This is a genomic window from uncultured Alistipes sp. (assembly GCF_902388705.1).
Lineage (GTDB): Bacteria > Bacteroidota > Bacteroidia > Bacteroidales > Rikenellaceae > Alistipes.
In genome coordinates, this window is sequence record NZ_CABMQJ010000019.1 from 1 (window position 1) to 25211 (window position 25211).

The window sequence follows — 25211 nt, forward strand, 5'->3', positions numbered from 1 at the left end:
GGACGCACCGTGTCGTGGTGCGAGTTGAGCAGCAGCGTGGGCCGTGCCGGGTCGAAGCCGGCGCTGCGGGCCACGACGTTGTTGTGCAGCCGTTCGGGCGATGCGCCGTGCCGTGCGAGGAACGCATGGAGCAGGTCGGCCGTGCGGTTTTCCTCCCGCGACGGCGACGGCGTCGCAATCAGCGCCTTGAGCAGTTCGATGGCTTCCGTGGTTTTCGTGTCCATGTGTCGTTCGGCGGGTTTTGAATGTCCGGACATAGTCCGGACGGCTTGTCCTTAACGGATTACGGTGCCTGTTTCGTTCAGCAAATTGTCCGAGTGCTTGATGGTAACGCTCCGCACGCCGTTTGCCACGGCTTTCAGGGCGTTTTCGATTTTGGGTATCATCCCCTTGCTTACGGTGCCGTCCTCCTTGAGCGCGGCGTACGATTCGGCCGTGATTTCGCGGATGAGCGTCGCCTCGTCGTCCGGGTCGCGCAGTACGCCGCTCTTCTCGAAGCAGAAGACCAGCTCCGCGGGGGCGACCTGCGCCGCACCGAGCGCCACGGCCGAAGCTACGCTGTCGGCGTTGCAGTTCAGCAGCGTGCCCTGTCCGTCGTGCATGATGGCGCAGAAGACCGGTGTGATGCCCGCTTCGAGCAGCCGTCCGAGCAGTGCGGAGTCGATTCGTTCGATGTCGCCTACGAAACCGTAGTCGATTGGTTCGGGGTTGCGGCGGCGGGCCGTGACGGCATTGCCGTCGGCGCCCGACAGCCCGAGCGCATTGCACCCTGCGGCCTGCAACCCGGCTACGAGCTGTTTGTTGACCAGCCCTGCGTAGACCATCGTCACCACGTCGAGCGTGCCTTTGTCGGTAATGCGGCGGCCGTCGACCATCTGCACATTCAGTTCGAGTTTCTGGGCGAGGCGCGTTGCGAGCTTGCCGCCGCCGTGAACCAGTATCTTCGGTCCGGGCAGCGCGGCGAACTCCGCGATGAAGCGTTTCAGCACGACGGGGTCGTCGATGACGTTGCCGCCGATTTTTACTACCGTGATTTTCTCCATTATTCCAGCCCCTCCAGCAGTCGTTTGAGTACCACCTGCGCCGAAATCTCGCGGTTCGCGGCCTCGGGAATCACCAGCGAACGCGGCGATTCGATTACTTCGTCCGTGACAATCATGTTGCGGCGCACGGGCAGGCAGTGCATGAAGTGCGCGTCGTTGGTCAGCGCCATCTTGCGCGCATCCACCGTCCACGCACAATCGCGGCTCAACACCTTGCCGTAGTTGGGGTCGGCGTAGGCCGCCCAGTTTTTGGCGTAGACGAAATCGGCCCCTTCGAGCGCCTTGCACTGGTCGTATTCGACACGCGCCGTGCCGACGAACCGCGGGTCGAGCTCGTATCCCTCGGGATGGGTGATGACGAAGTCGTAGCCGGCGGCGTTCATCCATTCGGCGAACGAGTTGGGCACGGCCTGCGGCAGTGCGTTGGGGTGGGGCGCCCAGGTCATTACGACTTTGGGGCGCCCGGCGGTCTTGTATTCTTCGATGGTAATCAGGTCGGCGAAGCTCTGCAGCGGGTGCCGCGTGGCGGCCTCCATCGAGAAGACCGGACGGCCCGAGTAGCGGATGAACTGCTCCAGTACGCGCTCCTCGTAGTCTTCGGCCTTGTCGTTGAAACGGGCGAACGAGCGGACGCCGATTACGTCGCAGTACGACCCCATGACGGGAATCGCTTCGAGCAGGTGCTCGGCCTTGTCGCCGTCCATCACCACGCCGCGCTCGGTTTCGAGTTTCCAGGCACCCTGGTTGACGTCGAGCACCATGACGTTCATGCCGAGGTTCATCGCCGCTTTCTGCGTCGAGAGCCGCGTGCGGAGGCTCGAATTGAAAAAGAGCATCAGCAGGGTCCTGTTGCGTCCCAGTCCGGTGAACTGGTAACGGTCGCGCTTGATTTCCAGGGCTTCGGCGACGGCTGTGCGCAGGTCGCCGATATCTTCTACACAGGTGAATTTTTTCATCGTACGAGTTCTTTGAATGCGTGGAGGAAACGGTCGGCCAGTTCGTGCGTCAGGCAGAGTGCAGGCAGCAGCCGCACGGTCGAGGCGCCGGCTCCGCCCGTGAAGATGCGTTTCTCGAAGAGCAGCCGTTTGCGGAACTCCGACCCGGAGCCGTCGAGCTCGATGCCGATCATCAGTCCGCGGCCGCGGACCTCTTTCAGCCCGCCGACTTTATGCAGTTCGCCGAGCAGGTGTTCGCCGACTGCGGCGGCGTTTTCGACGAGTTTTTCACGCTCCATGACGTCGAGCACGGCGATGGCCGCCGCGCAGGCGAGGTGGTTGCCGCCGAAGGTGGTGCCCAGCAGGCCGGGACGCGCCTCGAAGTGGGGCGCGATGAGCACGCCGCCGATTGGGAAGCCGTTGCCCATGCCTTTGGCCGTGGTAATGAGGTCGGGGCGGATGCCCGCTGTCTGGTGGGCGAAGAAGCGCCCCGTGCGGCCGTAGCCCGACTGTATTTCGTCGAGGATGAGCTGCGTGCCCGTGTCGGTCGCCGCCTTGCGCAGTTCGCGCAGGAAGTCGTCCGTGGGGCAGTGGATGCCCGCGACGCCCTGGATGCCCTCGACGATGACGGCGGCGAATTCGCCCGTGGCGAGTTTCGCGCGGACTGCTTCGATGTCGTTCAGCGGCACGAACTCCACGTTTGCCGTACGGTTGAAAGGCGCCGAGATGGCGGGGTTATCCGTCATGGCGACGGCGCCCGAGGTGCGGCCGTGGAACGCTTTGGCGAAAGAGAGCACCTTGGTGCGGCCGGTGTGGAACGAAGCCAGTTTGATGGCGTTCTCGTTCGCCTCGGCGCCCGAGTTGCAGAGGAAGAGGCGGTAATCTCCGTAGCCCGAGATACGGCCCAGTTTCTCGGCCAGGGTGGTCTGGAGCGAGTTCTCGACCGAGTTGGAATAAAATCCCAGCCGTGCGACCTGCTCCGAGAGGGCCCGTACGTAGTCGGGCTGCGCGTGGCCGATCGAGATGACGGCGTGCCCGCCGTAGAAATCGAGGTACTCGGTGCCTGCCGCGTCGTAGACGAAGCAGCCTTTACCCCGGACGGGTTCTACCGGATAGAGTGAATATACGTTGAAAAGTTCCATTTTTTACATCATTTTAATGTGCCGGTTGCCGGCATGTTCGGGGCCCTGCAAAAGGCGGCATGCGGACGGCTGCGCCAGGCAGCTTTTTAAAATGCGCTTGCCTTGAGCCGCAGCCCGGCGGTTTCGTCCAGCCCGAACATGAGGTTCATGTTCTGCACGGCCTGTCCCGATGCGCCTTTGAGCAGGTTGTCGATTGCCGATACGATGTGCAGTTTGCCGTCGTACTTCGCAGTGCCCACGAGCGCCTTGTTGGTGTTTACGACCTGTTTGAGGTCGATGCTGCGCGTTGTGGCGTGCGTGAAGGCTGCCGTGGCGTAATAGTCGGCGTAGAGCTTGCGCGCGGCCTCTTCGTCGAGCGGGCATGCGGTGTAGACGCTGGCGAGGATGCCCCGCGTGAAGTCGCCCCGCATCGGCACGAAGTTCACTGCCTTGCCGAACGACGGCTCCAGCCGCCGCAGGGTGCGTCCGATTTCCAGCAGGTGCTGGTGCGTAAAGGCCTTGTAGATAGAGATGTTGTCCGAGCGCCAGCTGAAATGGGTCGTGGCCGAGGGTTTCACGCCCGCGCCGGTCGAGCCGGTCACGGCCGTCACGTGCACCTCGTCGGAGAGCACGCCCGCCGCTGCAAGGGGCAGCAGCGCCAGCTGGATTGCCGTGGCGAAGCAGCCCGGGTTGGCGACGCGCTCCGCCGTGCGGATGCGTTCGCGGTTCAGTTCGGGAAGCCCGTAGACGAAGCCGTCGCTCTCGTCGCGGAAGTCCTGCGCCAGGTCGATGACCTTCACGCCCGCGGGAACCGCGTTCGCTTCGAGCCATTTGCGGCTCTCGCCGTGTGCCGAGCAGAGGAACAGCACGTCGATTGACGTCAGGTCGTACGTGTCGCCGAAGCGCATTTCGGTGTCGCCCTCCAATCCTCCGTGCACGTCGCAGAGGCGGTTGCCCGCATTGCTCGTGCTGTGGACGAAAGCGATTTCGGCCTGCGGATGGTTCAGCAGCAGGCGAATGAGTTCGCCGGCGGTGTATCCGGCGCCTCCGATGATGCCGGCCCGTATCATTTCTTGTTGCGCTTCTGGACGTTGTGGTAAATCTTGATTTGGTTGCTGAAGATTTTCGTGAAGCCTTTCACGTCGTCGGCCGTCCATGCCTTGTTGACTTCGCCGTATTCGCCGAAGTCGGTCTTCATCAGGTCGAACGGCGAGTCTACGCCCACGAGCGTGTAGCTGTACGGACGCAGTATCAGTTCGACGGTACCCGTGACGTTGCGCTGCGAGGAGGCGAGCATCGCCTCGATGTCGCGCATCACCGGCTCGAGGTACTGCGCCTCGTGCAGGAACATGCCGTACCAGTTGGCCACCTGCTCTTTCCAGTAAATCTGCCACTTGGTCTGGGTGTGTTTCTCGAGCATCCGGTGTGCGGCGATGATGAGCATCGGGGCGGCGGCCTCGAAGCCTACGCGGCCCTTGATGCCGATAATCGTGTCGCCGATGTGCATGTCGCGGCCGATGCCGAAGTTCGAGCCGATGGCCTCGACGGCGCGGATGGCCTCGACCTTGTCGGCGTAGGGCTTGCCGTCGACGGCTGCAATCTCGCCCTTTTCGAACGTGATTTTCAGGCGCTGCTCGCCCGAAGCCGTGATTTGGCTCGGATAGGCCTCCTCGGGCAGCGTCTGCTCCGAACGGAGCGTTTCCTTGCCGCCGATCGAAGTGCCCCAGAGCCCTTTGTTGATCGAGTACTCCATCTTCTTGAAGTCGGCCTCGAAGCCGTGCTTGCGGAGGTAGTCGATTTCGTATTCGCGCGTCAGGGTCATGTCGCGCGTCGGGGTGATGATTTCGATTTCGGGGGCCAGTACCTGGAACGTCAAATCGAAGCGCACCTGGTCGTTGCCGGCGCCCGTCGAGCCGTGGGCCACGCAGTCGGCGCCGATCGACTTGGCGTATTCGATGATGGCGATAGCCTGGAAAATGCGCTCCGAACTTACCGAAATGGGGTAGGTGCCGTTACGCAGGATGTCGCCGTAGACCATGTATTTGATGCTCTTCTCGTAGTACTCCTGCTCGATGTCGAGCGTGGCGTGCTGCACGGCGCCCAGCGCGACGGCGCGTTTCTCGATGTTCGCCAGCTCCTCTTTCGAGAAGCCGCCCGTATTGGCGATGGCCGTGTAAACGTCGTAACCTTTCTCTTCCGACAGGTATTTTACGCAAAACGAGGTGTCCAGACCGCCGCTGAACGCCAGAACTACTTTTTTCTTTTCCATTTTTATATCGTTTTTATTTTATTTCAGGTGAAACAACTTTTTGAATTTGTTCTTGAAGAACATGACGTAGGGTGCCATGCGCGACTGCGACTGCGGGGGTTCTTTCGCAGGGTCGTACAGCATGCCCGTGCAGAGGCACATGCGACGCTGGTTGCGCTGCAGGATGTCGTAGTTGCAGCAGCCCTGGCAGCCCCGCCAGAACTCCTCGTCTTCGGTCAGTTCCGAGAAGGTCACCGGAACGTATCCCATGCGCGAGTTGAGTTTCATCACTGGCAGCGACGTCGTAATACTGAATAACTTGGCGTACGGAAATCGTCGTCGGGCCAGCTCGAATGTTCGTCGTTTGATGCGCTCCGCGAGTCCCATGTGCCGGTACTCCGGATCGACGATAAGCCCCGAGGTGGCGACGAAGTCGCCGTGACCCCAGCACTCGATGTAGCTGAAACCGATCAGTTTCTCACCGTCCAGCGCCACGACGGCCTTGCCACCGGTCATTTTTGCGGCTATGTACTCGGGCGAACGCTTGGCGATGCCCGTGCCACGCTGCAATGCCGACTCGTAAATCAAATCGCAGATACGCCGGGCGTAATGTGCGTGTGACGAGTCGGCAAATACGACGCTGATAGAGTTGTTATTCATTTACTGTATTATGGGTAAAAAGTTGTGTGTGATTAGTTGTTGATACGGTAGGCGCGCTGCACGCCCTTAATCCGCATGATGGAGTGGATGAGCGTGTCGACGACGCCCGTGCCGGGCACCTCGACACTCACCGTGCCCGCCACGCAGCCGTTGGCCAGGGGGGCGAAGTTGATCGAGCGGATGTTGAGTTTCAGGTCGCGGCCGATGACCTCCGTGATGTGGTTGGCCATGCCCGTGGTGTCGGCCGCCACGATGCGTATCGAAACGCGGAACGCCCCCTCGGCCGTCGAGCGCCAGCGGGCCTCGATAACCCGGTAGGGGTAGTTTTCGCGCATGCGCTTGGCGTTGGGGCAGTCGCAGCGGTGAATCGTGATGCCCGAGTTGATTGTCACGAAACCGAAAACGTCGTCGCCCTTGATGGGGTTGCAGCACTTGGCCAGCTTGTACTGGATTTTCGAGATGTCGTCGTCGATTACCAGCGCGTCCTGTGACGAAGTGCTCTCCCTGGTGCTGTGCACCTTGTTGCGCTCGGCCTCGGCGGCCGCGGCGCGGCGCTGTTCGTCGGCTTCGCCCGTGATGTGGCGCGTGAGGATCGATTTGATGGTGCCCATGTCGACCTTCTGCGTGGCAATCAGGGCGTAGACCTCGGTGCCGGTGCGTACCTTGAAGTATTTGACCAGGTAGGCCACTGCCTCGTCGATGGTCAGCGTGAATTTCCAGTTCTTGAGCTTGCGCTCCAGCTCTTCGCGCCCCATGCGCGTATGCTTGGCCTGCTCCTCGCGGAGGTAGGATTTGATTTTGTTGCGGGCTTTCGACGTGACGACGAAGTTGAGCCAGTCGGCCTTCGGCGTCTGGTTCTTCTGCGTGAGGATTTCGACGATGTCGCCGTTGCGGAGCTGCTCGCGGATGGAGACGGCGCGGTTGTTGACCTTGCCGCCCACGCACGTGGAGCCCAGCGAGGTGTGGATGTCGAACGCGAAGTCCATGAGCGAGGCACCCTCGGGCAGTTTGCGCAGGTCGCCGTTGGGCGTGAAGACGAAAATCTCGCCCGAGGCGGGTTTCGCGTCGAAACGCTGTGCCAGCGAATGGGTCGTGTCCTCGAGCAGTTCGCGCAGGCGTCCCAGCCAGATTTCGCTGGTCTGCGCGCCCTGGTGCACCCCCTTGTAGCGCCAGTGTGCGGCGATACCGCGTTCGGCCACGGCGTCCATGCGCTCGGTGCGGATTTGCACCTCGACCCAGCGGCCCTCGGCCGACACGGTGGTGTGCAGCGACTCGTAGCCGTTGGACTTGGGAATCGAAATCCAGTCGCGCATGCGGTTGGGGTTGGGCGTGTAGAAATCCGTCACCACGGAATAGGCCGTCCAGCACTGCTGCTTCTCGAGCTCCTTGTCGCAGTCGATGATGATGCGGATGGCGAAGATGTCGTAGACGCCTTCGAACGGCACGTGCTGTTTGTGCATCTTCGTCCAGATGGAGAAAATCGACTTCGTGCGGCTCTTGATGTGGTATTTGATGCCCAGTCGGTTCAGGCGCTCCTCGATGGGGACGAGGAAACGGGCGATGAAGGCCCGGCGCTCCTCGGCGCTCTCTTCGAGCTTGGTGACGATGTGCTCGTAATCCTTCGGCTCGAGGTATTTCAGCGCGATGTCTTCGAGTTCGCTCTTGAGGTTGTACAGGCCCAGCTTGTGGGCAATCTGTGCGTAGAGGTTCATCGACTCCCAGCTCTTCTTGCGCCACTTTTCGCGCGGGAACATTTCGAGCGAGCGCATGACCTCCAGCCGGTCGGCCAGCTTGATAAGGATGACGCGGGGATCTTCCGAGTAGGAAACGAGCAGGTCGCGGAAATTCCCGGCCTGCTCCTTGGCGACCTTGAGTTTCAGCTCCGAAATGTTGCACATGCCGATGGTGATGCCGACGACCTGTTCGCCGAAGCGGCTGCGGATGTCGGCCGTCAGGGCGAGGAACTCCTCGGCGGGCAGTTGTTTGTGGGCCAGGCGCACCACGTCGTGCAGGATTGCCGAGATGGTGGAGTTGCGGCCCAGGCCGACCTCCGAGATTACCACGGCGGCAACGGCGGCAGCGTGCGCCAGCAGCGGCGTGCCGTCATAGCGGGTCAGGCCCGCAAGTTTCCCGTCGGCGTAGACCAGCGCCTCGTCGACGAGTGCCTGTGTCTGCTCCGAGAAATTCGCGCGCACGAGCGTGCGGAGTTTTTCGTAACGTGAAAAGTCCATTTTTGCCTAACCGCATAACCTTGTCCGCAAAGATATGAAAAAAATTCATAAATTTGGCACGTTGCATCAATACACAGCGTTATGACGAAGAAAAAGGATAGTTACATGCCGACCGTGGGCGAGGAGATCGCCAATACGGTCACGCACGGGGTGATGTCGCTGCTGGCCCTCGTGGCGCTCCCGTTCGCTGCCGTATGGGCCTATGTGCATGATCCCAATCCGGTTACGGCATCGGTTTCGGTGAGCATTTTCGTCATCTCGATTTTCCTGATGTTCCTCGCCTCGACGCTCTACCACTCGATGAACCCGGCGTCGAAACACAAGGCCGTTTTCCATATCCTCGACCATATTTTCATCTATGTGGCCATCGCCGGAAGTTATACGCCCATCGCCCTGTCGGTCATCGGCGGCTGGCAGGGCATCTTCATCACCATCCTGCAGTGGGCGATGGTGCTGTTCGGAATATTCTATAAGTCGCTGTCCCGGAACTCGATTCCGGCCATCAGCCTGACAATTTACCTCGTGATGGGGTGGACGATTGTCTTCTTTTTCCCGCTGTTCGTGAGGCAGGCTTCGACGCCGCTGCTGGTGTTGATTGCCGCGGGCGGCGTGCTCTACACGCTGGGAGCGTGGTTCTATGCCCGGCAGGGGTTTCGCTACCACCACATGGTGTGGCACCTGTTGATCAACCTGGCGGTGGCGGCGCACTTCATTGGTATCGTGTTTTACCTCTATTAACCGGGCGTGTATGAGTAAGATGGATTTGCACATCCATTCCGGATACAGCAGCGACGGGGAGTTCGGTGTCGACCGTATCGTCGCCCTGTGTGCGGCCCGGGAGCTGCGCGCCTTTTCCCTGACGGACCACAATTCGGTAAGGGGCGTGGGCCGGGCCGCGGATCTGGCCCGGCAGGCCGGTGTCGGGTTTGTCCCCGGAATCGAAATAGACTGTAATTTCCGGGGAACGGACATGCACCTGCTCGGGTATGGAATCGACTGGGAATCTGCGGACTTCAGCTGTCTGGAAGCGCAGGTAGCCGCGAAAATAACGGATTCTTTCGGCGGGATGGTCGACAACCTTCTGAAACTGGGGTTTGCGGTCGATGCGGACGCCGTGCTGGCCAGAGCCGGCGGCAAACTGCCGACCGGGGAGCTCATCGCCGAAGTGATGCTCTCGGAGGAAAAATACCATACGCCCCTGCTGGAACCCTATATGGCGGGCGGCAGCCGGAGCGATATGCCCTATATCAATTTCTACCTCGATTACTTTGCGCAGGGGCGGCCTGCGTTCGTGCCCGTCGAATACATGGATTTCCGCGAAGCTGTCGAGTTGGTGCGGGACAACGGCGGAATTCCCGTCGTTGCGCATCCGGGGCTTAACTTCCGGGGCAGGGAGTCCGTCGCCGGGGAGTTGCTGGACGGCGGGGCTGCCGGCCTGGAGGTATTCAACAATTACCACGACGCCGGACAGGCTGCGTATTTCGCGTCGCTGGTATTGCAAAAAAGTGCCGTAATGACCTGCGGAAGCGATTTCCACGGAAAGACCAAACCGTTGATCGCCATCGGCCGGTTTCCCTCGGACAGCCGTTTCGAGGGCCTTTTAGCTGACTTTGTAAACGACGTAGACGTGATCGGCCGGAAGCGCGTATAGCCTGCGTTCGGCGTCGCTGAAACTTGCGGCGTAATCGATGTCGGCCGCGTCGAAACCCGCTTCGCGCAGGCGGTCGGCGTAGTCCGCGCCGTAGATGCGGCGGTGGTCGTACTGCCCGAAGATGCGGGTGCGCTCGTCCGGGTCGGTAATCGTGTCGTCCTCGTAGGTGTGTTCGTAATCGGGCTCCACGGGCGAGAGCAGGATGCCCCAGCCGCCGGGACGCAGGATGCGGTACAGTTCGCGCAGCGCCTTGCGGTCGTCGGCGACGTGCTCCAGCAGGTGGTTGCAGAGGATGACGTCGACCGAATCGTCGGCCAGCGGAATTTGCTGCACGTCGAAATGCATGTCCGCCAGCGGACTTTCGAGGTCGGCGGTGACATACTGCCCCGGGTGGCCTGCGAAATGTGGTTTCAGGTGGCGCATGATGCAGACCTCGGGTGCGATGTGGAGCGTGCGGGGAAAAGAGGTCATGAGGTCGGTTTCCCGCGTGAGGTAAAGCCACAGTAGGCGGTGGCGCTCCAGCGACAGGCATTTGGGACACAGGGCGTTGGCACGGGAGTGTACGTATCCGTAGGGCAGGAACCGGCGGTATTTCGCACCGCAGACGGGGCATTCGACACCCTTGCCGCGGTAGAAGAATCCCAGCACCGGCACGGCCCACCCGGCAGCGCGCTGCAGCACGGGCCGCGGCACGTGGTTAAGCATCCATTTAATCAGTTTTTTCATTCCATGCGTGTTTTATTCGCGCCAGTGCTCGGGGCGGAACAGGGTGTCGGCGCACAGGATTCTGCCTTTCGGCACCCGGGTTCCCTGCACGGACAAAGCCTGTACCATCCAGCACTCCGCAAATTCATCCGGTATGGGATACGGCGCCTGGAATCCCTGTTTCCCGGCGTCGGGAACGAAGCCGTGGCGCGGGTAGTATTCTTTGTGGCCCAGTACGAAAACGAGTTCGGTGCCCCGTTCCCGCAGCAGTTGCAGCCCCTTTGCAATCAGCAGTCCACCGATGCCCTGCCGCTGGTACGGGGGAACGACGGCGAGCGGGGCGAGGATGTGCAGCATCGGCTGCGGCTCCCCGGCGTTTTCGACGCGGCACCGGGTGAACAGGATGTGTCCGACCGCTTCCGTGCCGCGGAATGCCAGCAGCGAAACGACCGGTTCGGCACTCGGATCGCAGAGGAGCGCGGCGGTCAGCTCCGCCTCCTTGTCGTAACCGAATCCCGCCCGCTGGACTTCGAAGACCGTGCCGGAGTCGGCCGGGGTCGTTTCCCGGATGGTGATTTCTCCCGGCGTCATGATTCCAGGATTTTCGATACCTCCTCCTCGGCTTTGCGCAGGCGCGTTTTACAGCCTGCAATCAGCTCGGTGGCGCGTTTCACCTCGGCAGCCAGGCTGTCCACGTCCATCTCTTCGCTGCGGAAGCGGGCGAGGATTTTTTCGATTTCGGCCATGGCCTCGGCATATGTCAACTCTTTTTTTGCCATATCTTTATCTCTTTTGCTGTTGCATTTATCGCACCGTCCGCGACCTGGATTTCGAGCGTGTCGCCCTGCCGGACATTCCCTGCCGACATCACGGCTTTGCCGCGGGTGCGGACAACGGCGAAGCCCAACCGGAGAATGCGCTCCGGGGAGCGTCCGGCGACCAGTTCCGCCGCATTGCCGAGCCGTGTCGACTGCCGGGCGAGGAAATCCCGCACCAGATGCGGCAGCGTTTCGGCCAGGTGTTCCGTGTGCAGCCTCTGGCGGGTGAGCAGTTCGTTGCAGGACTGCCTGATTTCGCCTGCAAGCCGCTGCAAATGCATTTCGGAGGCGTGCATGGCGTTTTTTGTCGCGTCGTGCAGCTGCAGGGCCGCGTAATCGAGCCAGCCGTCCGCCTGCGCCATCCGATCCACGAGCCATCCGGCGACGGCGGTCGGGGTCTTGAGCGCCGTGTGGGCCACCATATCCGCCACGCTGGTATCCTTGTCGTGCCCGATCCCCGTGAGCACCGGCAGCGGGAACTGCGCCACATGGGTGCAGATCCGGTAGGCGTTGAAGCAGTTCAAATCGCTGGCCGAACCGCCGCCGCGGATGATGACCACGGCGTCGAACTCCTCCGCGCGTTCCGCAACGGCGCAGAGTGCCGCGACGATCGACTCTTCGGCTGCGGCGCCCTGCATGAATGCGTCGAAGAGCGTGAGGCGGAAGCGGTAGGGGCTTTTGCCGATTTCCTTGCAGAAATCCTGGTACCCTGCGGCATTGGCGCTCGATACGACTGCCACACGCTGTACGACCGTCGGCATGGGCACTTCGCGGTTCATGTCCCAGACGCCCTCCTGTTGGAGCTGGGCGATGGTCTGCTGCCGCTGCCGCTCCATGTCGCCCAGCGTGTAGGCCGGGTCGATGTCGGTAACCTGGAGCGAGAAGCCGTAGAGTTCGTGGTAGGTGACGGCGACCTTCGCGAGGATTTTGATTCCCGCAGCGAGCCGCTGTCCGGTTTCGGCTTCGAAATAGGCCGCGATGCGGGGATAGGCCGAGCGCCAGATGACGGCGCGCGACTGTGCCTGCGGCACGCCGTTGTCGCCGCCTTTTTCGACCAGTTCCAGATAGCAGTGCCCCGAATAGTTGACTTTGATTTCCGCGATTTCGGCGCTCACCCACACGGGCAGCGCAAAACGCTCGTGGAGGGTTTCCTTCACGAGCCGCTGTAATTCCGAAAGGGTGATATGGGCGTGTGCCTGCATGTTGTCAGCGCCAGACCAGTTCTACGGGCCGGGGCATTCGTTTGCCGGTGGGAAGCTGGATGTGCAGCACCCCGTCGCTTTCGATGGGGGTGCCGTCCTTGTGTGCCGGGCGCCAGCGCGGGGCTTCGGCCACGGCTTTCAGCACCCGCCGCTTGAGGCGGTTGTCGGTGGATTCGAGCTCCTGTGTGACGACCGCATTCCCCTCGGGGGTCACGGTGTAGCGCAGGACGATGCGGGCCGCAGGTTCGTCGTCGTCCCATTTGACCTGCCGGGCGATATAGTCGTTGAACGTGGTGTCGCCCATGAACACGGCGGGTTCGTCGTACCGGAGCGTGATGAGGATTACGCCGTGTGAGGCTTTTTCGCCGTAGCAGGCGATGGTTTCCTCGTCTGCCGGCAGCGATTCGACGTTGTCGATGTCCTCGGGCGGAATCGAGGCGATCTCCTCGGTTTCGACGCCGTTGACGATATACAAAGGTTTCTGCGCCGCGGCGGTAAGGGCCGTGGCGAGAAGTGCCGAGATCAACAGGATGTATCTTTTCATGCGGTGCTTTTTCCCGATAACGCGCCGCGCAGGGTAAATATTGCCTGCGGAGTGCTCGACCGGGTGTTGCGAAGATAACGGTTTTAGGGCGGAATGCCAAATTTTTTCCACCGGGATATTCGGCCCGTGCCGCGGGCGGCCTGGGTTGTCCGTAGCCCGGATAACCTGTTCGGCGTGCCGATCCCGGCGGTTAGCGGAGCTCTTCCCACCCGCAGCGGGCCAGGTCGGCGCAGCCGTTGGCCTTGAAGCGGACGCCCTCGGATTCGAGCAGTTCCCGCTGCTGCGTCCAGCCCGGGACGGTGCGCCCGGCGCTGTTCACGACCCGGTGGCAGGGAAGTCCCGCCGGGGCGCAGGCCATTGCGCGTCCTACGCGCCGTGCATGGTCGGGCATGCCGACGAGGCGGGCGATTTGTTTGTAGCTGACGATGCGGCCTGCGGGGATTTGCGCCACGACGGCGTAAACCTCTTCGTCGAAGTTTTCCGGCATGCGCATGGCTGGCCTGTCCGGGAAATTAAAGTTCGCTCTCTTTCAGGCGCTCGGCGTTCTCCGCCACGATCAGGTGGTCGATTACGTCCTGGATGTCGCCGTCCATAAAGGCCGAGAGGTTATAGACCGTGTAGTTGATGCGGTGGTCGGTGATGCGGCCCTGCGGGTAGTTGTAGGTGCGGATTTTGGCCGAGCGGTCGCCCGTCGAAACCATCGTTTTGCGCTTCGAGGCGATTTCGTCGAGGTACTTCGAGTATTCGAGGTTGAAGACGCGGGTGCGCAGCTCCTCGAACGCCTTGTCGAAGTTCTTCAGCTGCGATTTCTGGTCCTGGCACTGCACGACGATACCCGTCGGGATATGCGTCAGGCGGATGGCCGAATAGGTCGTGTTGACCGACTGTCCGCCGGGGCCCGAGGCGCAGAAAATATCCTTGCGGATGTCGTTCATCGAGATTTCGACGTCGAACTCCTCGGCTTCGGGCAGCACGGCAACCGAAGCGGCCGAGGTGTGGACGCGGCCCTGTGTTTCGGTCTGGGGCACACGCTGTACGCGGTGCACGCCCGATTCGTATTTGAGCGTGCCGTAGACGTTCTGGCCCGTGACTTTGAGGACGACCTCCTTGTAGCCGCCTGCGGCGCCGTCCGAGAACGAGGTCAGCTCGTAGCGCCAGCCTTTCGACTCGATGTATTTGGTGTACATGCGCAGCAGGTCGCCGGCGAAAATCGCCGCTTCGTCGCCGCCCGTTCCGCCGCGGATTTCCATGATGGCGTTCTTCGAATCCTGCGGGTCTTTGGGGATGAGCAGCAGTTTGATTTGCTCCTCCATCTGCTCGATGGCCGGTTCGAGTTCGGTGATTTCGCCGCGGGCCATCTCGCGCATCTCCTCGTCCTTGTCGTTGGAGAGGATGTCCTTGGCTTCGGCGAGGTTGGCCAGGGCCGTGCGGTAACGCTCCGAGGTTTCGATAATCGGCTCCAACTCCTTGAACTCCTTGTTGAGTTGTACGAACTGTTTGACGTCGGCGATGACTTCGGGGTCGGTGAGCTTCTGCCCGGTCTCTTCGTATTTGAGTTTCAGGCCGTCGAGGCGGCTTAAAATACTGTTGTCTGCCATAAATGTTTTATTTTGACTGCAAAGATACGCAATAATCGGAAAACGGCAATGCGCCGTCGGAAAAAACGGGGGAAAGGGCCGCCCACGCAGAACGTCCCTTTGCCGGGTCTGTTTTTGCACTTAATCCGTCAGTCGGAGCGGGGGCTCGCGTTCGGGCATCGCTCCGGCAGGTGCCGGCTGCAAGCCGGAACAGGGCTCCCGTCACCGGGGCGGAGCCGTTATTTCCTGTTGATTTCCTCCAGCCAGTCCAGGGCGGCCTGCTGCCACTGCTCCCGGTACTTGAAGCCGTCGAGGATGCCCCAGCCGTGTCCGCCCGTGGGGTAGATGTGCATCGAGGCTTTCACGCCGTTCTCCTTGAGGGCATTGTAATAGCGTATGCTGCTGACGGGCGGTACGACCTTGTCGTCGTCCGAAAGCAGCAGCAGTGTGGGCGGGGTCTGGGCCGTCACGCGGTTCTGGAGCGAATACCGGGCGTCGGTTTCCGCATTGCGCCTGTCGCCCAGCAGGGCGTTGAACGACGGTTCGTTCGTCTTGCCTTTCTCTGCGGTGATGACCGGGTAAAAAAGGATGGCGAACGCCGGCTTGGTTTCGGCCAGTGTCGAGGCCGAGGCGGCGAGGTGTCCGCCGGCCGAGCTGCCTACGATGCCGACCTTGTCGGCCGTAAATCCCGTGGCGCCCGCCTCGAGGCCCATCATGATGCGCAATGCCTGCTCGGCGTCCTCCAGCGGTACTTCGGGATGGCCGTTGGGCATGCGGTATTTGAGCACGGCGGCCGTAATGCCGTTGGCGGCGAACCACTGGGCCATTTCATACCCTTCGTAGTCGATGCACAGTTTCATGTAGCCTCCTCCGGGACAGATTACGACCGCCTGTCCCGTCGCTTTTGCCGGATCGGCCGGGAAGATGTAGAGCGCCGCTTCCGATACGTCGTAGAGGCGGTTCGGTTGGGGTTCCCGCTGGGGCGTGTCGATGCCGTTGTCGTGGGGCGCGGTTGCGTTGTCCCAGATTTTCAGCGTATACGCCTGTCCGTAGTCTTGTGCCGTTGCAATGCCTGTCATAATCAGGAGTGCCGTAAAAAGTCCGATGGTTCGTTTCATGGTTGCCGTATTTTGTTCCCGCCGGGGCGGGGAGGGTCTGGTTATCAGCAGGCGGCCGATCGCCGGGTTTGTCGCCGGCGGGGCGTCAGATCACGATGTTGATGATCTTGCCCGGCACGACGATGACCTTTTTCGGGGCTTTGCCCTCGAGCCATTTCTGTGCCTCGGGCTGCGTGATGACGTCGGCCTGTATCTCGGCAGGAGCCATCGAGGTGGCGTATTCCTTTTTGAAGCGGAGTTTGCCGTTGATTGAAACCGGGTACTCGAAAGCGCTCTGCGCGAGGTGCTTCTCGTCGAAAACGGGGTAGTCGGCCGTGCACACCGAGGTCGTGTGTCCCAGTGCCTCCCACAACTCTTCGGCGATATGCGGGGCGAAGGGCGCCAGCAGGGCGGTCAGCGGCTCGAGCACTTCGCGTTTGTTGCACTCGCCCAGTTCGTTGAGGCAAATCATGAACGCCGCCACGGAGGTGTTGAACGAGAAGTTCTCGATATCCTCGCTGACCTTTTTGATGGTCTTGTGCAGCGTGCGGAGCTCCTTTTCGGTCGCCTTTTCGTCGTTGATTGCCAGTTTGCCGTCGCGGTCGTAGAACAGGCGCCAGAAGCGGCGCAGGAACTTGTACACGCCGTCGATGCCGTTCGTGTCCCACGGTTTGGACTGCTCGAGCGGGCCGAGGAACATTTCGTACATGCGTAGCGTGTCGGCGCCGTAGTTGTCGACGATGTAGTCGGGGTTGACGACGTTGTAGAACGACTTGGACATTTTCTCGATGGCCCAGCCGCAGACGTATTTGCCGTCTTCGAGGATGAACTCCGCATCCTTGTATTCGGGCATCCACGCGCGGAAAGCGTCGATGTCGAGGATGTCGTTGCGCACGATGTTCACGTCGACGTAGAGCGCCTGCGTCTGGTACTGCTCTTTCAGTCCGAGCGATACGAATTTGTTGGTTCCGACGATGCGGTATACGAAGTTCGAGCGGCCCTGAATCATGCCCTGGTTGACGAGTTTCTTGAACGGCTCCGGCTCGCATACGACACCGAGGTCGTAAAGGAACATGTTCCAGAAGCGCGAGTACATGAGGTGTCCCGTGGCGTGCTCGATGCCGCCGACGTAGAGGTCGACGTTGCGCCAGTACTCGTCGGCTTCGCGGCTGACGAGCGCCCGGTCGTTGTGCGGATCCATGTAGCGGAGGTAGTAGGCCGACGAACCGGCGAATCCGGGCATGGTCGACAGCTCGTAGGGATAGCCCTCCGGCGTCGCCCAGTTCGTGGCGCGGGCCAGCGGCGGCTCGCCCTGCTCCGTGGGGCCGAAGTCGGCGATCGGAGGCAGTTCGAGCGGCAGTTTGTCCTCGGAAAGGGGGCAGGCGATGTCGCCCTTGTAGTAAATCGGGAATGGCTCGCCCCAGTAACGCTGGCGCGAGAAGATGGCGTCGCGCAGGCGGTAGTTGATGCGCTTGCGGCCCAATCCGCGCCGTTCGATTTGGTCGAACATAAGCCCGATTGCCTCTTTTACATCCTTGCCGTTGAGGAAATCCGAGTTGATTACTTTGCCCGATTTGGCGTCGTACGACTCCTGCGAAATGTCGCCGCCCTCGACCACCGGGACGATTTCCAGCCCGAAGTGGCGGGCGAATGCGTAGTCGCGCGAGTCGTGTGCCGGGACGGCCATGATGGCACCCGTTCCGTAGCCTGCGAGCACGTAGTCCGAAATGTAAATCGGAATGGCCTTGCCGGTGAACGGGTTGATGGCGTAGGAACCCGTCGCCACGCCGCTTACGCGCTTCGTTTCGGCGATGCGCTCGCGCTCGGAGCGCTTCCTGGCCTGGCAGATATACTCCTCGACGGCGGTTTTGTTTTCGGGTGTGGTCAGCTCGCCGACCCACTCGTGCTCGGGGGCGATGACCATGAACGTCACGCCGAAAATCGTGTCGGGACGGGTGGTGAATATCTCGAGTTTTCGGTCCGAGTCCTTTATGTCGAAGAAGACCTGGGCGCCTTCCGAGCGGCCGATCCAGTTGCGCTGAATCTCTTTCAGCGAGTCGCTCCATGCGAGTTTGTCCAGCCCGTCGAGCATGCGCTGGGCGTAGGCCGTCACGCGCAGGAGCCATTGCTTCATCCGCTTCTGCTCGACCGGATGGCCGCCGCGGACGGAGAGTCCGTCGTGCACTTCGTCGTTGGCCAGCACGGTTCCCAGTTTCGGACACCAGTTGACCATCGTGTCGGCGCGGAAAGCGAGGCGGTAGTTCTGGAGCGTCTGCTCCTTCTGCTCCGCCGACATGGCGCGCCATTCGTCGGACGTGAAGTGCAGTTCCTGTGTGCAGGCGACGTTCAGCCCCTCGGTGCCGGCCTTCTCGAAGGCGGCAATCAGCTCTTCGATAGGCCGCGCCTGCTGTTCGTCATAGCAATAGTAGGAGCCGAACATCTTGAGGAACGCCCACTGCGTCCATTTGTAGTAGCCGGGGTCGCATGTGCGCACCTCGCGGTCCCAGTCGAACGAGAAGCCGATTTTGTCCAGCTGCTCGCGGTAGCGGGCGATATTCTGCTCGGTCGTTACGGCCGGGTGCTGCCCCGTCTGGATGGCGTACTGCTCGGCAGGCAGGCCGAATGCGTCGTAGCCCATCGGATGCAGGACGTTGAAGCCCTTCTGGCGTTTGTAGCGCGAATAGATATCCGAGGCGATATAGCCCAGCGGGTGACCTACGTGCAGGCCGGCGCCCGACGGATAGGGGAACATGTCGAGCACGTAGAATTTGGGCCGCGACGGGTCCGTTTCGACTTTGTAGGTTTTATGCTCCTGCCAGCGGCGCTGCCACTTGGACTCGATCTCCTTGAAATTGTACTCCATATCTTGTTTGCGTTTGTTGCGGATTTTCCTGCAAAAATAGCAAAAGTTTCTTGTTTTATCGTTTTTTGGTTTGCAGAATGGCATTAAAAAGCGGGACACGGCCGGAAAAGCCGTGTCCCGTCATGGGGTTGCCGTACAAAACTGCGGAGCGCGTCAGTCGTAGCGCGGTACGACGAACATCGAGTAGGCCTCGCCGTGGCCGCTGCCGTCGGTGAGCGTGTAGCGGATTTCGCCGCCCTGCCAGACGACCGCCGTGCGCGTGGTGCCGAAAACAGTCCCGGCGGAAAAGACGTCATTGCCGCAGGCGGCTACCGAATAGGGCTGGCATCCGCTGCCCGTGCCGTCGGAGAGTTCGAAGAGCTCCTGGCCGTTTTTCCAGATTACGCCTTCCTCCTCGAAGCCCTCCGTGTAGTACCCGGCGGCATATAGGTTGTTGCCGGAGATGCACACCGACATCGCTTCGGCGTAGGAGCTACCGTCGGTCAGGGTGTAGAGCGGTTTGCCGTCCCGCCAGACGACGGCGGTGCCGCCGCTGACGCCTGCGGCATAGAGCGTCCGGCCCGAAAGGCAGAGTGCATTGACGCCTGCGCTCGACTTCCCGTCGGTGAGCGTGAAGTGCGCCTTGTCGTTTTTCCAGACCTCGGCGATTGGTTCCGTGAGGCCGCTGCGCAGGTTTCCCGCGGCGTATACGTCGCCGCCCGAAACGACGACGGCTTTGGCCAGTGAGCTGGCGGGACTCACCGAATAGGCGTATAGCTCGTCGCCGTCCTTCCAGACTTTCGCGGTCATAGCTCCTCCGGACTGCTCGCTTCCCGCGGCGTAGACGCTGCCGCCGGCGGCGAAGACCGAGTAGGCATACGAAATGCCGCCGTTGCCGAGGGTGTATTTCAGCGTGCCGTTTTCCCATACTTTCGCCACGATTTCATCGCCCTGCTGCTCGTAGCCGGCCGTGTAGACCGTTTGGTCGGCTACGAATACCGAGTAGGCCCAGGCGTCGTTCGTGCCGTCGGTGAGCGTGTAGAGTTCCTCGCCGTTTTTCCAGACCGCCGCCACGGCTTTCGTGCCCGGTGTTTTGTAGCCCGCGGTGTAGATGTCGTAACCGGTCGGTTGCGGTTGCCGGCCGCTGTCGTCGTCCGAACTGCACGACGGGAAAAGAGCCGCTGCGAAAAGCAGCGCGGGCAGCGTGTGTGAAAGATGCTTTCTGTTGGTCGTCATTGGTTTGCGGTGCAGGGGATTTCCGGGCCTGCCGGTTCGTTTGCTTGCGGCCCGCGTGTCTGCACCCTGCGTCCGGGGCAAAGTCCGTGCCGCCGTTCTTCCGTTGGTTGGAATGCGGTATGATGCTGTACGTAAGCAGATTGCTGATTTTTGTATAACTGAATTTTATTACCTGTGAAATTCTATAAATAAAAAGAATTGCAAATCAGCTAAAATGCTGGAAAATGGCGAAAAAAGATGCGCATATATATTGTAATTCCGAAAAAATGCGTACCTTTGCAGTCCATTTTGGACAATGGAAATAGATTTTTTTAACAATTAAAGGACAGTTTAAGAAATGCCAACTATTCAACAGTTAGTGAGAAACGGCCGAGTAAGCATGGAGGATAAGAGCAAATCCCCGGCACTCGCCGCGTGTCCCCAGCGCCGAGGCGTATGTACGCGTGTGTACACCACGACCCCGAAAAAGCCGAACTCGGCCATGCGTAAGGTTGCACGTGTAAGATTGACCAACGGCAAGGAGGTCAACGCCTACATCCCCGGAGAAGGCCACAACTTGCAGGAGCACTCCATCGTGCTCGTCCGCGGCGGTCGTGTGAAAGACCTCCCCGGTGTACGTTATCACCTGGTGCGCGGTGCACTCGACTCGGCAGGTGTCGACGGTCGTCGTCAGCGTCGTTCGAAGTACGGTGCCAAACGTCCCAAGGCAGGTAAATAATCTTTAGAAAGAAACAACATTAATTTGAATCAATAGCAATGAGAAAAGCTAAGCCAAAAAAGCGAATTCTACTTCCGGATCCTAAGTTCGGCGACGTGGCAGTGACCCGTTTCGTCAACAATCTTATGCTGGATGGTAAGAAGAGTATTGCCTACACCATTTTCTACGATGCGTTGGAGCTGGTGGGCAAGAAGATGAAGGATGCTGATAAATCTCCCCTGGAAGTCTGGAAACAGGCCCTGGAGAACATCACACCCCAAGTCGAAGTGAAATCGAAGCGTATCGGCGGTGCGACGTTCCAGGTTCCTATGGAGGTTCGTCCGGAGCGCAAGATTTCTATTTCCATGAAAAACCTTGTCCTCTATTCCCGCAAGCGCGCCGGCAAGACGATGGCAGACAGGCTTTCCGCAGAGATAATGGATGCCTACAACCAGCAGGGTGCCGCCTTCAAACGCAAGGAGGAGATGCACCGCATGGCCGAGGCCAACAAGGCATTCGCACACTTTAGATTCTAATAAGGAGACTGACAGATGGCAACCAGAGATTTACATTACACTCGCAATATCGGTATCATGGCTCACATCGATGCCGGTAAGACCACCACGTCGGAGCGTATCCTTTTTTACACGGGCAAAACCCATAAGATCGGCGAGGTACACGAAGGCGGCGCTACGATGGACTGGATGGTTCAGGAGCAGGAGCGCGGCATCACCATTACCTCGGCCGCCACGACCGCTTTCTGGAACTATAAGGACAAGCAGTACCAGATCAACCTGATCGACACCCCGGGACACGTCGACTTCACCGTCGAGGTGGAGCGCTCGCTGCGCGTACTGGACGGCGCCGTTGCGACGTTCTGCGCCGTGGGCGGCGTGGAGCCCCAGTCGGAAACCGTATGGCGCCAGGCTGACAAATACAACGTTCCCCGTATCGGTTACGTCAACAAGATGGACCGCACGGGCGCCGACTTCCTGGCTGTGTGCGCACAGATCAAGGAGCACTTCGGCGCTACGGCCCTGCCGGTCGTTCTGCCTATCGGTGCCGAGGACAAATTCGAAGGCCTGGTAGACCTTATATATAATAATGCAATCTACTACAACGACGACAAGACCGTTCGCGACAACTTCGAACTGAAGGAGATTCCCGCGTCGATGGCCGCCGAGGCTGCCGAATGGCGCGCCAAGCTCATCGAGGAGGTTGCTTCGACCGACGATGCGCTGATGGAGAAGTTTTTCGAGAATCCCGATTCGATCACTCCCGAGGAGTTGCTCGCAGCGATTCGCAAGGCTACGATCTCGATGCAGCTCGTACCGATGCTCTGCGGTTCGTCGTTCCACAACAAGGGCGTGCAGAAACTGCTCGACTATGTCATTGCATTCCTGCCCTCGCCGCTGGACGTACCCGCAGTTACGGGTATGAACCCCAAAACCGACAAAGAGGAGGTGCGCCACGCTACCGAGGACGAACCGTTCTGCGGCCTTGCGTTCAAGATTGCTACCGACCCGTTCGTAGGCCGTCTGGCTTTCGTGCGTATCTATTCGGGTAAACTCGACGCCGGTTCCTACGTATTCAATTCGCGCAGCGGCAAACGCGAGCGCATCAGCCGTATCTACCAGATGCACGCCAACAAGCAGAATCCGATGGAAACCGTCGGCGCCGGCGACATCTGCGCAGCCGTAGGCTTCAAGGAGATTCGCACGGGCGATACGCTCTGCGCCGAGAACGCACCTATCGTACTCGAGCAGATGACCTTCCCCGAGCCGGTAATCGGCCTGGCCGTGGAGCCCAAGACCCAGAAAGACCTCGACAAGCTCGGCATCGCACTGGCGAAGCTGGCCGAAGAGGACCCCACCTTTACGGTACACACCGACGAGGATTCGGGCCAGACCGTCATCAGCGGTATGGGTGAGCTGCACCTCGACATCATCGTCGACCGTCTGCGCCGCGAGTTCGGTGTCGAGATCAACCAGGGCGCTCCCCAGGTTAACTACAAGGAGTCGCTTACCAAGACCGTTCAGCACCGCGAGGTATTCAAGAAGCAGACCGGCGGCCGCGGTAAGTTCGCCGACATCATCTTCGAAATCGGGCCTGCCGAGGAAGGCAAGATGGGCCTTACGTTCGTCGACGAAGTCAAGGGCGGTAACATTCCCAAGGAGTTCATTCCCTCGGTTCAGAAAGGTTTCGAATCGGCCATGACCAACGGTGCCCTGGCCGGCTACCAGATGGACTCGATGAAAATTACCCTGAAAGACGGTTCGTTCCACCCCGTCGATTCAGACCAGCTGTCGTTCGAAATCGCTGCCCGCAACGGTTACCGTGCGGCTGCTCCCAAGGCAGGTTCGGTGATTCTGGAGCCTATCATGTCCGTGGAGGTCGTGACCCCCGAGGAGAACATGGGCGACATTATCGGCGATTTGAACAAGCGCCGCGGCCAAATCACCGGTATGGAGTCGAAAGGCACCGCCCGTGTGGTGAAAGCCAAGGTTCCCCTGTCGGAGATGTTCGGTTATGTAACCGTGCTGCGTACGATTTCGTCGGGCCGCGCAACCTCGTCCATGGAGTTCTCGCACTTCGAGGAGGTTCCCGCCAACCTGGCAAAGGAGATCATCGAGAAAGCGAGTGGTAAACGTAAGGATATAGAATAAGCAAACATATGAACCAGAAGATTAGAATCAAGTTAAAGTCATTCGATCACAATCTCGTGGACAAGTCGGCCGAGAAGATTGTGAAGACTGTGAAGAGCACGGGCGCCGTTGTGAGCGGTCCTGTGCCCCTTCCCACGCACAAGCAGATTTTTACGGTGAACCGCTCGACTTTCGTCAACAAGAAAGCCCGCGAGCAGTTCCAGCTCTGCACATTCAAGCGTATCCTCGACATCTATTCGTCGACGCCCAAGACGATCGACGCACTGATGAAGCTGGAGCTTCCCTCGGGTGTGGAGGTAGAAATCAAGGTGTGATAACGGAAGGCTTGTACCTATATTAAGTATAGCAACGAAAGATCACTTTATTTATAACAAACAATCGACAACAAATGTCAGGACTTATTGGAAAGAAAATCGGAATGACTTCCGTTTACAGTGCCGAGGGTAAGAATATACCATGCACTGTCATTGAGGCTGGTCCGTGCGTTGTTACGCAAATCAAGACCGTGGAGAAGGACACCTACGAAGCGGTACAGATTGCCTATGACGAGAAAAGTGAAAAGCACACCAGCAGCAGTTTGTTAGGACACTTCAAGAAAGCCGGCACGACCCCGAAGCGCAAAATGGCTGAATTCAAGGGGATGCCTGAAGTGAATCTCGGCGACACGCTCACCGTAGACCTCTTCTCGGAGGAGGACTGGGTCGACGTGACCGGGATATCGAAAGGTAAAGGCTTCCAGGGCGTTGTGAAGCGCCACGGTTTCGGCGGCGTGGGCGGTCAGACCCACGGCCAGCACAACCGTCAGCGCAAACCCGGTTCGCTGGGTGCATCGTCCTATCCGTCGCGCGTCTTCAAGGGCAAGCGCTTGCCCGGCCAGATGGGTGGCGAGCAGGTCAAGGTTTTGAACCTGAAAGTTTTGAAAGTTATTCCCGAGAGCAACCTTATCCTCGTGAAAGGTTCGATTCCGGGAGCAAAGGGTGCTTATTTAACAATTGAGAAGTAGTATGGAATTAGCTGTTTTAAACACACAAGGAAAAGAAACGGGTCGTAAGGTCACTCTTTCGGACGCCGTCTTCGGCGTGGAGGCTAATGACCACGCTATCTACCTCGACGTGAAGCAGTATCTCGCTGACCAGCGTCAGGGTACGCACAAGTCGAAGCAGCGCAACGAAGTTGCCGGTTCGACGCGTAAGCTCAAACGTCAGAAAGGCACCGGCGGCGCCCGTGCGGGCAGCATCAAGTCGCCCCTGTTCCCGGGCGGCGGCCGCATCTTCGGCCCCCAGCCCCGCGACTACAGCTTCAAGCTCAACAAGAAGCTCAAGCAGCTGGCCCGCCGCAGCGCACTGACCTACAAGGCGCAGGCAGGCGTGATCAGCGTCGTGGAGGCCATCTCGATGGACGCTCCCAAAACCAAGGCCGTCGTGGCTCTGGCCGATGCGCTGAAAGTAGCCGACAAGAAAGTTCTGCTGGTTCTTCCGGAGTCCAACGTGAACCTTCAGCTTTCGTGCCGCAACCTGCCTTACGTACAGCCCGTGCTGGCGCAGAACGTCTGCACGTACGATGTGATGAACGCATCGGCTATCGTGATGGTGGAAGGCGCAGAGAATGTTTTGAATACGATGTTAGCTTAAAAACGCAAGACACACAATGGAAATTATTATTAAGCCGGTTTTGACCGAAAAAATGACGATTCAGGGCGAAAAGTTGAATCGCTACGGTTTTATCGTTGACGTGAGGGCTAACAAGCTGCAGATTCGCAATGCCGTAGAGCAGATGTACAACGTCGTCGTGACGGATGTGAACACCGTGAACTACATGGGCAAACTCAAGAGCCGCTATACCAAGGCCGGCCTCTTGGAGGGACGCGCTAACAACTTCAAGAAGGCTATCGTCACCTTGAAGGACGGAGATAAGATAGATTTTTACAGTAATATCTAA

The 25211-nt window shown here is 59.9% G+C and carries 26 protein-coding genes and 1 pseudogene; 9 read left to right on the forward strand and 18 right to left on the reverse strand.

What is annotated here, in order from left to right:
- The 8 genes and pseudogenes from QZT71_RS06685 to QZT71_RS06720 all read right to left on the reverse strand — a co-directional run.
- A pseudogene (locus QZT71_RS06685) lies at window positions 1–224 on the reverse strand (acetylornithine deacetylase); the annotation flags it as partial.
- Between the two features lie 51 nt (window positions 225–275).
- Entirely contained in the window at window positions 276–1043 is a 768-nt protein-coding gene (gene argB / locus QZT71_RS06690) for an acetylglutamate kinase (RefSeq protein ID WP_295914161.1), read from the reverse strand.
- A complete protein-coding gene (locus QZT71_RS06695) occupies window positions 1043–1999 on the reverse strand; it encodes an acetylornithine carbamoyltransferase (RefSeq protein WP_295914164.1) in 957 nt (318 codons plus the stop codon). Before QZT71_RS06695 ends, argB begins: the two co-directional genes overlap by 1 nt.
- Entirely contained in the window at window positions 1996–3120 is a 1125-nt protein-coding gene (locus QZT71_RS06700; protein ID WP_295914167.1) for an aminotransferase class III-fold pyridoxal phosphate-dependent enzyme, read from the reverse strand. Before QZT71_RS06700 ends, QZT71_RS06695 begins: the two co-directional genes overlap by 4 nt.
- Before the next feature lie 86 nt (window positions 3121–3206).
- Entirely contained in the window at window positions 3207–4169 is a 963-nt protein-coding gene (gene argC / locus QZT71_RS06705; RefSeq protein WP_295914170.1) for an N-acetyl-gamma-glutamyl-phosphate reductase, read from the reverse strand.
- Complete coding sequence (locus QZT71_RS06710; protein WP_295914173.1) at window positions 4166–5368, reverse strand: argininosuccinate synthase domain-containing protein; 1203 nt, start codon at window positions 5366–5368, stop codon at window positions 4166–4168. The genes argC and QZT71_RS06710 overlap by 4 nt, the downstream gene beginning before the upstream one ends.
- An 18-nt stretch (window positions 5369–5386) precedes the next feature.
- Window positions 5387–6007, reverse strand: a complete 621-nt coding sequence (locus QZT71_RS06715) for a GNAT family N-acetyltransferase (protein WP_295914175.1) — start codon at window positions 6005–6007, stop codon at window positions 5387–5389.
- 32 nt (window positions 6008–6039) lie between these two features.
- Entirely contained in the window at window positions 6040–8238 is a 2199-nt protein-coding gene (locus tag QZT71_RS06720) for a RelA/SpoT family protein (RefSeq protein WP_295914178.1), read from the reverse strand.
- A gap of 81 nt (window positions 8239–8319) precedes the next feature.
- On the opposite strand from QZT71_RS06720, the gene QZT71_RS06725 reads away from it, so the two are divergent.
- Window positions 8320–8976 (forward strand): hemolysin III family protein, encoded by a 657-nt coding sequence (locus QZT71_RS06725; protein ID WP_295914180.1) that lies wholly within the window; start codon window positions 8320–8322, stop codon window positions 8974–8976.
- A gap of 10 nt (window positions 8977–8986) precedes the next feature.
- The gene (locus tag QZT71_RS06730; protein WP_295914183.1) at window positions 8987–9889 is read left to right on the forward strand and encodes a PHP domain-containing protein; all 903 of its coding nucleotides are present in this window, start codon (window positions 8987–8989) and stop codon (window positions 9887–9889) included.
- Here the strand turns inward: QZT71_RS06730 and QZT71_RS06735 are convergent.
- The 10 genes from QZT71_RS06735 to QZT71_RS06780 form a co-directional block, all read right to left on the reverse strand.
- A complete protein-coding gene (locus QZT71_RS06735; protein WP_295914185.1) occupies window positions 9839–10615 on the reverse strand; it encodes a class I SAM-dependent methyltransferase in 777 nt (258 codons plus the stop codon). The two genes, QZT71_RS06730 and QZT71_RS06735, sit on opposite strands and share 51 nt — an antisense overlap.
- A gap of 12 nt (window positions 10616–10627) precedes the next feature.
- Window positions 10628–11185, reverse strand: a complete 558-nt coding sequence (locus tag QZT71_RS06740) for a GNAT family N-acetyltransferase (protein WP_295914187.1) — start codon at window positions 11183–11185, stop codon at window positions 10628–10630.
- Window positions 11182–11373, reverse strand: a complete 192-nt coding sequence (gene xseB, locus QZT71_RS06745; protein WP_295914188.1) for an exodeoxyribonuclease VII small subunit — start codon at window positions 11371–11373, stop codon at window positions 11182–11184. The genes QZT71_RS06740 and xseB overlap by 4 nt, the downstream gene beginning before the upstream one ends.
- Window positions 11355–12614, reverse strand: coding sequence for an exodeoxyribonuclease VII large subunit (gene xseA, locus QZT71_RS06750; RefSeq protein ID WP_295914191.1), 1260 nt, complete (start codon window positions 12612–12614; stop codon window positions 11355–11357). The genes xseB and xseA overlap by 19 nt, the downstream gene beginning before the upstream one ends.
- Window positions 12615–12618: 4 nt before the next feature.
- Window positions 12619–13158, reverse strand: coding sequence for a TonB-dependent receptor (locus QZT71_RS06755; RefSeq protein WP_295914194.1), 540 nt, complete (start codon window positions 13156–13158; stop codon window positions 12619–12621).
- A gap of 190 nt (window positions 13159–13348) precedes the next feature.
- Window positions 13349–13651, reverse strand: a complete 303-nt coding sequence (locus tag QZT71_RS06760; RefSeq protein WP_295914196.1) for an MGMT family protein — start codon at window positions 13649–13651, stop codon at window positions 13349–13351.
- A 19-nt stretch (window positions 13652–13670) separates the two neighbouring features.
- A complete protein-coding gene (prfA, locus tag QZT71_RS06765; protein WP_295914198.1) occupies window positions 13671–14756 on the reverse strand; it encodes a peptide chain release factor 1 in 1086 nt (361 codons plus the stop codon).
- A 218-nt stretch (window positions 14757–14974) separates the two neighbouring features.
- On the reverse strand, window positions 14975–15853 hold the full coding sequence (locus QZT71_RS06770; protein ID WP_295914201.1) for an alpha/beta hydrolase: 879 nt from the start codon (window positions 15851–15853) through the stop codon (window positions 14975–14977).
- Between the two features lie 85 nt (window positions 15854–15938).
- Entirely contained in the window at window positions 15939–18695 is a 2757-nt protein-coding gene (gene leuS / locus QZT71_RS06775) for a leucine--tRNA ligase (protein WP_295914204.1), read from the reverse strand.
- 153 nt (window positions 18696–18848) lie between these two features.
- Window positions 18849–19910 (reverse strand): hypothetical protein, encoded by a 1062-nt coding sequence (locus tag QZT71_RS06780; RefSeq protein WP_295914206.1) that lies wholly within the window; start codon window positions 19908–19910, stop codon window positions 18849–18851.
- Window positions 19911–20247: 337 nt separating this feature from the next.
- Here QZT71_RS06780 and rpsL point away from each other — a divergent pair, with 337 nt between their 5' ends.
- The 7 genes from rpsL (at window position 20248) to rplW (ending at window position 25211) form a co-directional block, all read left to right on the forward strand.
- Window positions 20248–20628: a 30S ribosomal protein S12 gene (gene rpsL, locus QZT71_RS06785; RefSeq protein WP_026318484.1), complete on the forward strand. Its 381-nt coding sequence runs from the start codon at window positions 20248–20250 to the stop codon at window positions 20626–20628.
- Window positions 20629–20666: 38 nt separating this feature from the next.
- Window positions 20667–21143, forward strand: a complete 477-nt coding sequence (rpsG, locus tag QZT71_RS06790) for a 30S ribosomal protein S7 (RefSeq protein ID WP_295914209.1) — start codon at window positions 20667–20669, stop codon at window positions 21141–21143.
- Window positions 21144–21158: 15 nt separating this feature from the next.
- Window positions 21159–23273 (forward strand): elongation factor G, encoded by a 2115-nt coding sequence (fusA, locus tag QZT71_RS06795; RefSeq protein WP_295914212.1) that lies wholly within the window; start codon window positions 21159–21161, stop codon window positions 23271–23273.
- An 8-nt stretch (window positions 23274–23281) separates the two neighbouring features.
- A complete protein-coding gene (gene rpsJ / locus QZT71_RS06800; RefSeq protein ID WP_004329464.1) occupies window positions 23282–23587 on the forward strand; it encodes a 30S ribosomal protein S10 in 306 nt (101 codons plus the stop codon).
- Between the two features lie 74 nt (window positions 23588–23661).
- Complete coding sequence (gene rplC / locus QZT71_RS06805; protein WP_295914214.1) at window positions 23662–24276, forward strand: 50S ribosomal protein L3; 615 nt, start codon at window positions 23662–23664, stop codon at window positions 24274–24276.
- Between the two features lies 1 nt (window position 24277).
- Window positions 24278–24904, forward strand: coding sequence for a 50S ribosomal protein L4 (rplD, locus tag QZT71_RS06810; RefSeq protein ID WP_295914217.1), 627 nt, complete (start codon window positions 24278–24280; stop codon window positions 24902–24904).
- Window positions 24905–24920: 16 nt separating this feature from the next.
- Complete coding sequence (gene rplW / locus QZT71_RS06815; RefSeq protein WP_018696467.1) at window positions 24921–25211, forward strand: 50S ribosomal protein L23; 291 nt, start codon at window positions 24921–24923, stop codon at window positions 25209–25211.